A 10,630-nucleotide genomic window follows, 5' to 3' on the forward strand; every position below is an offset into this window, starting at 1 on the left:
GTCGTGTGAAGATGAACATGCGGCTTGGCCTCGAGTGCCCGGACACCGTCCGCGTGCTGCGAAAAGAAGACATCCTCGCTATCATCAAGGTTCTCGTGGATCTCAAGGACGGTCGTGGCGAGATTGACGATATCGACCATCTCGGCAATCGACGGGTCCGTTCCGTCGGCGAGCTGATGGAGAATCAATATCGCGTCGGACTCCTCCGGATGGAGCGCGCTATTCGCGAGCGCATGTCCACGGTCGAGATCGACACCGTGATGCCCCATGACCTGATCAACGCGAAACCCGCGGCGGCGGCCGTGCGCGAATTCTTCGGCTCGTCGCAACTCAGTCAATTCATGGACCAGACCAACCCGCTTTCCGAGATCACACACAAGCGCCGCCTTTCCGCCCTCGGTCCGGGCGGCCTCACGCGCGAGCGCGCCGGCTTCGAGGTGCGCGACGTTCACCCGACGCACTATGGTCGCATCTGCCCGATCGAGACGCCGGAAGGCCCGAATATCGGTCTCATCAACAGTCTGGCGACCTATGCGCGAATCAACCAATACGGCTTTATCGAAAGCCCCTACCGGCGCGTGACCCACGGGCGCGTGGGCGACGAGGTGGTCTATCTCTCGGCCATGGAGGAGGGCAAGTACACGATCGCCCAAGCCAATGCCGAGGTCGACCGGCACAACCGGCTCGTGTCCGATCTCATTAGCTGCCGCCGGGGTGGGGATTTCGTGCTCGCCAAGCCCGAGGATATCGACTTCATCGACGTCTCGCCCAAGCAGCTCGTTTCCGTCGCGGCCGCACTCATTCCCTTCCTTGAGAACGACGACGCGAATCGCGCCCTCATGGGCTCGAACATGCAGCGACAGGCCGTGCCGCTCATCAAGACGGAAGCCCCCCTCGTCGGAACTGGAATGGAGGGCACCGTGGCGCGCGATTCGGGTGTCGCGATCATCGCGCGGCGCGCCGGCGTCGTCGATCAGGTCGACGCAATGCGTATTGTCGTGCGCGCGACCGAGGAAACCTCGCACACCGCGTCCGGTGTCGACATTTACCGTCTCCTCAAGTTCCAGCGATCCAACCAGAATACCTGCATTACGCAGCGCCCGCTCGTGAAGGTCGGCGACCTCGTCGAGAAGGGCGACATCATCGCGGACGGCCCGTCGACCGACCTCGGTGAACTCGCACTCGGCCACAACGTGCTTGTCGCCTTCATGCCATGGCACGGCTACAACTTCGAGGACTCGATCCTTATCTCCGAGCGCATCGTTCGCGACGACATTTTCACTTCGATTCACATCGAGGAATTCGAAGTAATGGCGCGCGATACGAAGCTCGGCCAAGAAGACATCACGCGCGACATCCCGAATGTCGGTGAGGAAGCTCTCAAGAACCTCGACGAGGCGGGCATCGTTTATATCGGCGCCGAAGTGAAACCGGGGGACATTCTGGTGGGCAAGGTGACGCCGAAGGGCGAATCCCCGATGACGCCCGAGGAGAAATTGCTCCGCGCCATCTTCGGCGAGAAGGCATCGGATGTGCGCGACACCTCCCTCAGGGTGCCGCCGGGCGTGCAGGGCACCGTCGTCGAAGTGCGCGTCTTCTCGCGCCGTGGCGTCGACAAGGACGAACGCGCACTTGCGATCGAGCGGGCCGAGATCGAGCGCCTAGCCAAGGACCGTGACGATGAGCGGGCAATCCTTGAGCGCAGCTTCTTCGCGCGCCTCAAGTCGCTCTTGATGAACCGTACCATCGTGCGCGGACCCAAGGGGATAAAGGCCGGCTCGAAAGTGACCGACTCCCTGCTCGGCGAATATACGCCAGGGCAATGGCGCCAGATCATCGTCAAGAATGACGAGATCATGACCTCGATCGAACAGCTCTCCCAGCAGTTCGATCAGTCGATCAACCTGCTGCAGCAACGGTTCGAGAACAAGGTCGAGAAATTACAGCGTGGCGACGAACTGCCGCCGGGCGTGATGAAGATGGTCAAGGTCTTCGTGGCCGTGAAGCGCAAGCTGCAGCCGGGCGACAAGATGGCCGGGCGACATGGCAACAAGGGCGTGATTTCGAAGATCGTGCCGGTCGAGGACATGCCATATCTGGACGACGGCACGCACGTCGATATCGTGCTCAATCCTCTCGGCGTGCCGTCGCGCATGAACGTGGGGCAGATTCTAGAGACTCATCTCGGCTGGGCCTGTCACGGTCTCGGCCGCCAGGTGGCACTGATCCTTGAAAAAGTGCAGCAGAGCGGCAAGATTGCGGACGTCCGCAAGTGGCTCGAAAAAACCTACGGCAAGGGCTACAAGGAAGAGCTCGGCGAGCTTTCCGACGATGAGGTTCTCGAGCTCGCCGACAATCTGAGGAATGGCGTTCCCGTGGCCTCGCCCGTGTTCGACGGAGCGCGGGAGGACGACATCGTACAGATGCTCGAAGGTGCCGGGCTCGAGCGTTCCGGCCAGGTCACGTTGACCGACGGCCGGACCGGCGATGTATTCGAGCGCAAGGTGACGGTCGGCTACATCTACATGCTCAAGCTGCACCATCTGGTCGATGACAAGATCCATGCCCGTTCGATCGGCCCTTACAGCCTCGTCACGCAGCAGCCGCTGGGCGGCAAGGCCCAGTTCGGTGGCCAGCGCTTCGGCGAAATGGAGGTGTGGGCGCTCGAGGCTTATGGGTCGGCCTATACGCTCCAGGAAATGCTCACGGTCAAATCGGACGACGTTGCGGGTCGTACCCGCGTTTACGAGGCGATCGTCAAGGGCGACGACAATTTCGAAGCTGGCATTCCGGAGTCGTTCAACGTCCTCGTGAAAGAACTTCGCTCGCTCGGCCTCAATGTCGAGCTGGCGCAATCGGGATTTTGAGCGTGAACCTTCCGATGGGTAGTGTGTCACTGGGTGCACGCGGCATGAACGCGAATCAAGCTTCGGCGGGTACGGCCTTCGCGCCGTCCCGGCCGTGCAGAGCGGGAGAGTTGGCATGAATGAGTTGATGAAGATTTTCGGCCAGGTCACCAGTCCGCAGAATTTCGACCAGATCAAGATATCGATTGCGAGCCCGGAGCGGATTCGCTCCTGGTCCTATGGCGAAATCAAGAAGCCGGAAACCATCAACTACCGGACCTTCAAGCCCGAAAGGGACGGCCTGTTTTGCGCCCGCATCTTTGGTCCGATCAAGGACTACGAGTGCTTGTGCGGTAAGTACAAGCGCATGAAGTATCGCGGCATCATTTGCGAAAAATGCGGCGTCGAGGTGACCCTTTCCAAGGTTCGCCGAGAGCGCATGGGGCACATCGAGCTCGCTTCGCCCGTGGCGCACATCTGGTTCCTGAAGTCGTTGCCGAGTCGTATTGGCTTGTTGGTCGACATGACGCTTCGCGATCTCGAAAAGATCCTTTATTTCGAGAGCCACGTGGTGGTGGAGCCGGGTCTCACTGCGCTCAAGCGCCATCAGCTTCTGACCGAGGACCAGTACCAGAATGCAATCGACGAGTTTGGCGAGCAGTCTTTCGAGTGCATGATCGGTGCTGAGGCGCTGAAGGAGATCTTGTCGCGCATTGACCTCGAGAAAGAGAAGGAGTTCCTGCGCCAGGAGCTCAAGGACACGAATTCGGAAGCGAAGCGCAAGAAGTACGTAAAGCGCTTGAAGCTCGTCGAGGCCTTCGTCGACTCGGGCAGCCGACCCGAGTGGATGGTCCTCGATGTCATTCCGGTGATCCCGCCCGAGTTGCGTCCGCTGGTGCCGCTTGACGGCGGCCGATTCGCGACGTCGGATTTGAACGATCTCTACCGCCGCGTGATCAACCGCAACAACCGCTTGAAACGCCTGATCGAGCTGCGCGCACCCGAAATCATCGTGCGCAACGAAAAGCGCATGCTGCAGGAAGCGGTCGACGCCCTCTTCGACAATGGCCGTCGCGGCCGCGTCATCACGGGTGCGAACAAGCGACCGCTCAAGTCGCTTTCCGACATGCTAAAAGGCAAGCAAGGCCGATTCCGGCAGAACCTGCTCGGCAAGCGCGTCGATTATTCGGGTCGCTCGGTGATTGTCGTCGGTCCGGAACTCAAGCTTCACCAATGTGGCTTGCCGAAGAAGATGGCGCTCGAACTCTTCAAGCCGTTCATCTATTCAAAACTGGAGCTCTACGGTCATGCCTCGACCATCAAGGCTGCGAAACGAATGGTCGAGAAAGAGCGCCCCGAGGTGTGGGATATCCTCGAGCAGGTGATCCGCGAGCACCCGGTGCTGCTCAACCGTGCGCCGACGTTGCACCGTCTCGGCATCCAAGCGTTCGAGCCCGTGTTGATCGAGGGCAAGGCGATCCAGCTCCACCCGCTTGTCTGCACGGCGTTCAACGCGGATTTCGACGGCGACCAGATGGCCGTGCATGTCCCGCTTTCCCTTGAGGCGCAGCTTGAGGCGCGTGTGCTGATGATGTCGACGAACAACATTCTTTCGCCAGCCAACGGCAAGCCAATCATCGTACCGTCGCAAGATATCGTGCTAGGCCTCTATTACATCACCATGGAGCGCGATGGCGAACGCGGCGAGGGCATGAACTTCGCGGGCCTCGGGGAAATACAACAGGCACTCGACGCCAATGCGATCTCGGTTCACGCCAAAGTCACGTGCCGCTATAGGGGCGTCGACGCCAACGGCGAGCTCACCATCACCCGGGTGAAGACCACGCCGGGCCGCATGATTCTCTCGGAAATCCTGCCGCGCCATCCGGCCGTGCCGTTCGATCTCGTCAATCGAATCCTCACGAAAAAAGAGATTTCGAACGTTATCGATGCCGTCTACCGCCATTGCGGCCAGAAGGAGACGGTCATCTTCGCCGACCGCCTGATGACGCTCGGCTACTACTACGCAACGCGGGCTGGAATCTCCTTCGGCAAGGACGACCTGATTATTCCCATCGCCAAGGGGCGCCTCGTCAGCGAGACTCAGACGCGAGTCAAGGAATTCGAGCAACAGTACCAGGACGGCCTGATCACCCAAGGCGAGAAGTATAACAAGGTGGTCGATGCTTGGTCGCGCTGCACCGACCTTGTTGCGGACGAGATGATGCGTGAGATGCAAACCTTGAAGCCGGGAGCGCCCATCAACGCGGTCTGGATGATGGCGCACTCGGGTGCGCGCGGCTCGGCGGCGCAGATCAAGCAGCTCGCCGGCATGCGCGGCCTCATGGCGAAGCCCTCGGGCGAGATCATCGAGACGCCGATCATCTCGAATTTCAAGGAAGGCCTCACCGTGCTCGAATACTTCAATTCGACGCATGGTGCGCGCAAGGGCTTGGCCGATACCGCGCTCAAGACGGCCAACTCCGGCTACCTCACGCGCCGGCTGGTCGACGTGGCGCAGGACGCGATCATTACGGAGAGCGATTGCGGCACCGACGGCGGGCTGACCGTCAAGGCGGTGGTCGAGGGCGGCGAAGTCATCTCCCCGCTCTCCGAGCGTATTCTCGGCCGAGTTGCGGCGGAGGATGTGACGGATCCACTCACCGGCAAGGTGCTTGTCGCCAATAGCGAGATGATCGAGGAGCGGGAAGTCGACATCATCGAGAAGGCCGGGCTCCAGTCGGTCCGCATTCGCTCGGTATTGACCTGTCGGGCGAAGGACGGGGTGTGCGCCAAGTGCTACGGTCGCGATCTCGCGCGCGGCACGATGGTCAATACCGGGGAAGCGGTCGGGGTCATCGCGGCCCAATCGATCGGCGAACCGGGGACCCAGCTCACCATGCGCACCTTCCACATAGGCGGCGCCGTCCAGCACGGCGGGGAGCAGTCGAGTGTCGAGGCGAGCTATGACGGCACGATCTCGATCAAGAACCGCCAAGTCGTCAAGAACAGCGAAGGCCGGTTTATCGTCATGAGCCGCAATACGGAAATCGTGCTGAACGATCCTTCGGGCCGCGAGCGCGCCCGGCACCGAGTCCCATATGGCGCCAAACTCTTTGTCGACGATGGCGAAAAGGTTGCGAAGGGTACCAAGCTGGTCGAGTGGGACCCATACACCATTCCAATCATCACCGAGAAGGAAGGTATTGCGCACTACATCGATCTCGTCGAAGGGATTTCGATCCGCGAGGTAATGGACGAGGCGACGGGAATATCGAACAAGGTGGTTGTCGATTGGAAACAACAGCCGCGTGGGTCGGATCTACGGCCACGTATCACTTTGCGCGACGGCAAGGGCAACACCATCAAGCTCCCGAACGGCATGGAGGCTCGCTACTTTCTTTCGGTCGATGCCGTGCTCTCGGTCGAGAACGCGGCGAAGGTCCGTGCCGGCGACGTGCTCGCCCGTATCCCGCGTGAATCCTCGAAGACTCGTGACATCACGGGCGGCCTGCCCCGGGTGGCCGAGCTTTTCGAGGCGCGCAAGCCCAAGGATTTCGCGATCATAAGCGAGGCCGCGGGCCGCGTCGAATTCGGCAAAGATTACAAGGCAAAACGCCGCATCGTCGTAACGCCGGAGGCGGACGGCGGCGAGTCCGTCGAATACTTGATCCCCAAAGGCAAGCATATCTCCGTGCAGGAGGGCGACTTCGTCCAGCGCGGCGATCTGCTGATGGACGGCAACCCGGTGCCGCACGACATCCTGCGCATTTTGGGCGTGGAGGCGCTGGCGTCCTACTTGATCAACGAGATCCAGGAGGTCTATCGGCTTCAGGGCGTGAAGATCAATGATAAGCATATCGAGGTGATCGTTCGCCAGATGCTCCAAAAGGTCGAGATCGAGGATCCGGGCGATACCACGTTCCTGGTCGGCGAACAGGTGGACCGCAGCGAGTTCGATGAGGTGAACAACAAAACACTTCAAGAGAACAGCCGGCCGGCCACGTGCAAGCCGGTCCTTCAGGGAATCACGAAGGCAAGCCTTCAGACCCGCTCCTTCATCTCGGCCGCCTCCTTCCAGGAGACGACCCGTGTCCTTACCGAAGCGGCGGTTTCCGGAAAGATGGACGGCCTGGCGGGACTCAAGGAGAATGTCATCGTCGGCCGCCTCATACCGGCGGGGACGGGTGCTGTCGTCGGCCGTCTGCGCCAGGTCGCAGCAGAGCGCGATCGTGCTCATGCGGCACTTCAGGCCAAGGTTCAAGAGGGCGTTCCGTTCGCCGGCGAGGTGCCGTCGAACGTCGCCTGAGTATTTTGCGCGGGCAAGACAGCACGTGGATTGCTTTATCCGCGTGTTGTCGGTCGCGGGGAAAAGACCGGGGGCCGGCGATTGTGATGCTTGACGTCGGGGGCGGCGAGCCTTAGTATCCGCGCGCCTTTGAGAGGGGGTTGGCGGTAGGCCGCTCGGCCTAGACGGAACTCCCGGGTGTCCAAGCCCGAACAAAATTCGATTTACGCCTTTCGCGGGTTGGCGAAGAGAACCCGTGCGGAGCGAGGCGCGCGCCATCGCTCGCGTTTTGTTGTCGCTTGGTATGTCGCGCCGTTCAGCAACGGCATGATGTGGAAGGGTGCGAGGATTATGCCCACGATCAACCAACTTGTTCGCAACCCGCGCCGCCCAACGCGGGCAAAGAACAAGGTGCCGGCTTTGCAGCAATGCCCCCAAAAGCGCGGGGTATGCACGCGTGTCTACACGACGACGCCGAAGAAGCCGAACTCCGCACTTCGCAAGGTGGCCAAGGTGCGTCTGACCAACGGCTACGAGGTCGTGAGCTATATCCCGGGCGAGGGCCATAATCTGCAGGAACATTCAGTCGTGATGATCCGGGGCGGCCGAGTGAAGGACCTTCCCGGTGTGCGCTACCACATCATCCGCGGCACGCTCGACACGCAGGGCGTGAGCGATCGTCGTCAGCGTCGGTCGAAATACGGGGCGAAGCGTCCCAAGTGATCACGGAGTAGCGAGAGATGTCGCGTCGTCGTCGCGCCGAAAAGCGGGAAGTGCTGCCGGACCCCAAGTTCGGGGATCTGGTGCTGAGCAAGTTCATGAACAGCTTGATGTATCAGGGCAAGAAATCCGTCGCGGAGGGGGTCGTCTACTCGGCCCTCGAAACAATTCAGAAGAAAACCGGTCAAGACCCGGTCAAGGTGTTTCGCGACGCCCTTGAGAACGTTCGCCCGGCGATCGAGGTCCGCTCGCGCCGCGTCGGCGGTGCGACCTACCAGGTACCGGTCGAGGTCCGTGCCGACCGCAGCCAAGCGCTCGCCATCCGCTGGCTCATCGGTGCGGCGCGGTCGCGCTCCGAATATACGATGATCGAGCGCCTTTCGAACGAACTGCTCGACGCTGCGAACAATCGGGGCTCTGCCGTCAAGAAGCGTGAAGATACGCATCGAATGGCGGACGCCAATCGTGCCTTCTCACATTACCGCTGGTAGCCTCGAACATAGAGTCGAAAGCCATGCCCCGCACCACGACCCTCGATCGCTACCGCAACATCGGCATCATGGCCCACATCGACGCCGGTAAGACCACGACGACGGAGCGCATCCTCTATTACACCGGGCGGTCTTACAAAATCGGCGAGGTCCATGACGGCACTGCGACCATGGACTGGATGGAGCAGGAGCAGGAGCGGGGTATCACGATCACGTCTGCCGCGACGACGTGCTTCTGGCGAGATCACCGGATCAATATCATCGACACCCCCGGCCACGTGGACTTCACGATCGAGGTCGAGCGATCCTTGCGCGTACTCGACGGTGCGTGCGCCGTATTCGACAGCGTGGGCGGCGTCGAGCCCCAGTCCGAGACGGTTTGGCGCCAAGCCGACAAGTACGGCGTGCCTCGGATTTGCTTCGTCAACAAGATGGATCGTATCGGCGCCGATTATTACCGCTGCATCGAGCAGATCAAGGAGCGCCTTGGCGCCAAGCCGATCGTGCTTCAGCTTCCAATTGGCGAGGAAAGCAATTTCGTCGGTGTCGTCGATCTTCTGCGCATGCGCGCGATTGTCTGGAAAGATGAAACGCTCGGCGCCGAATTCGAGTTCAAGGAGATTCCGGCAGAGCTCAAGGACAAAGCCCAGCAATATCACGATCAACTTGTGGAGATCGCGGTCGAGCAAGACGACTCGGCGATGGAGGCCTATCTCGAGGGAAAGGCGCCCGACGTGGATACCCTCGTCCGCTGCATCCGCAAGGGCACGACCTCGAATGTGATCGTGCCGGTGGTGTGCGGCTCGGCGTTCAAGAACAAGGGTGTGCAGCCGCTTCTCGATGCGGTGGTGGAATTCTTGCCCTCCCCGCTCGATATCCCTGCGGTCAAAGGCGAGAGTGTCGACAAGCACGTGCCGATGACCCGCTCAGCCTCCGACGACGAGCCCTTCTCCGGTCTCGCCTTTAAGATCATGACCGATCCGTTCGTGGGGTCGCTGACTTTCGTCCGCGTGTATTCGGGCCGGCTTCAAAGCGGCACCGGCGTGCTCAACTCGACCAAGGACAGGCGTGAGCGCATCGGTCGCATGCTCCAGATGCATGCGAACCACCGCGAAGACATTAAAGAGGCTTTTGCAGGCGATATCGTGGCACTCGCCGGCCTCAAGGATACGACCACCGGCGACACGCTCTGCGATTCGAACAAGCCGATTATCCTTGAGCGCATGGAATTTCCCGAGCCCGTCATCGAAGTGGCGGTCGAGCCGAAATCGAAGGCCGACCAGGAGAAGATGGGTGTCGCACTTTCTCGCCTTGCGGACGAGGATCCATCGTTCCGCGTATCAAGCGATCCGGAAAGTGGGCAGACCGTGATCAAGGGGATGGGTGAACTCCATCTCGAGATCATCGTCGATCGCATGCGCCGAGAATTCAAGGTCGAGGCCTCGGTGGGTGCACCTCAGGTGGCCTATCGTGAAACCATCACGAAGACCGTCGAACACGACTACACCCACAAGAAGCAGACCGGCGGCACGGGCCAGTTCGCCCGCGTCAAGATCCGGTTCGAACCGCTCCAGCCCGGCTCCGGCTTTGTCTTCGAAAACAAAGTCGTAGGCGGTGCGGTGCCGAGGGAGTACGTGCCTGGTGTGGAAAAGGGCCTCAAATCGGCTCGGGAATCGGGCATCCTGGCCGGCTTTCCGATGATCGATTTCAAGGCGACGCTGATCGACGGCGCCTTTCACGACGTCGACTCGTCCGCCCTGGCCTTCGAAATCGCGGCGCGCGCGTGCTACCGCGAGGGCATCGAGAAGGCGCGGCCCGTCCTCCTTGAGCCGATCATGCGGGTCGAAGTGGTAACGCCCGAGAATTTCATGGGTGACGTCATCGGCGACCTCAACAGCCGGCGCGGCCACATTCAAGGCATGGATTCGCGCGGCAATGCCTCGGTCATCAATGCGATGGTGCCGCTCGCAAACATGTTCGGCTATGTGAACAACTTGCGCTCGATGACCCAGGGGCGAGCCACCTACACGATGCATTTCGATCATTATGCCCAGGTGCCCCAGGCGGTCGCCGACGAAGTTCGAGCGAAGATGGCGTAACGGTACCGTAGGAAGACCTCAAAAGTTCGCGAGACGGAGAAAGCGAAATGTCGAAGAGCAAATTCGAGCGGACGAAGCCGCATTGCAACGTTGGGACGATTGGGCACGTTGATCATGGGAAGACGACGCTGACGGCGGCGATTACGAAGGTTCTTGCGAAGAGCGGTGGTGCTGAGTTCATGGCGT

The 10,630-nt window shown here is 60.7% G+C and carries 5 protein-coding genes and 1 pseudogene; all 6 read left to right on the top strand.

Annotation, left to right across the window (positions count from 1 at the left end; translation table 11 throughout):
- A partial coding sequence (gene rpoB / locus VEJ16_04455; protein HYB08899.1) for a DNA-directed RNA polymerase subunit beta occupies nt 1-2,867 on the top strand: 2,867 nt, incomplete at its 5' end.
- A 115-nt stretch (nt 2,868-2,982) separates the two neighbouring features.
- Nucleotides 2,983-7,080 (top strand): annotated as a pseudogene (gene rpoC, locus VEJ16_04460) (DNA-directed RNA polymerase subunit beta').
- Between the two features lie 405 nt (nt 7,081-7,485).
- On the top strand, nt 7,486-7,857 hold the full coding sequence (rpsL, locus tag VEJ16_04465; GenBank protein HYB08900.1) for a 30S ribosomal protein S12: 372 nt from the start codon (nt 7,486-7,488) through the stop codon (nt 7,855-7,857).
- A gap of 17 nt (nt 7,858-7,874) precedes the next feature.
- Nucleotides 7,875-8,345 (top strand): 30S ribosomal protein S7, encoded by a 471-nt coding sequence (rpsG, locus tag VEJ16_04470; protein HYB08901.1) that lies wholly within the window; start codon nt 7,875-7,877, stop codon nt 8,343-8,345.
- 23 nt (nt 8,346-8,368) lie between these two features.
- Nucleotides 8,369-10,444 (top strand): elongation factor G, encoded by a 2,076-nt coding sequence (gene fusA, locus VEJ16_04475; GenBank protein ID HYB08902.1) that lies wholly within the window; start codon nt 8,369-8,371, stop codon nt 10,442-10,444.
- A 47-nt stretch (nt 10,445-10,491) separates the two neighbouring features.
- A partial coding sequence (locus VEJ16_04480; GenBank protein HYB08903.1) for a GTP-binding protein occupies nt 10,492-10,630 on the top strand: 139 nt, incomplete at its 3' end.

Source organism: Alphaproteobacteria bacterium (genome assembly GCA_035625915.1).
Taxonomy (GTDB): domain Bacteria; phylum Pseudomonadota; class Alphaproteobacteria; order JACZXZ01; family JACZXZ01; genus DATDHA01.

Excerpts from the sequence above, each read along its gene's own strand:
- rpsL (HYB08900.1), top strand. The coding sequence starts at position 7,486 with ATGCCCACGATCAACCAACTTGTTCGCAACCCGCGCCGCCCAACGCGG.
- rpsG (HYB08901.1), top strand. The coding sequence starts at position 7,875 with ATGTCGCGTCGTCGTCGCGCCGAAAAGCGGGAAGTGCTGCCGGACCCC.
- fusA (HYB08902.1), top strand. The coding sequence starts at position 8,369 with ATGCCCCGCACCACGACCCTCGATCGCTACCGCAACATCGGCATCATG.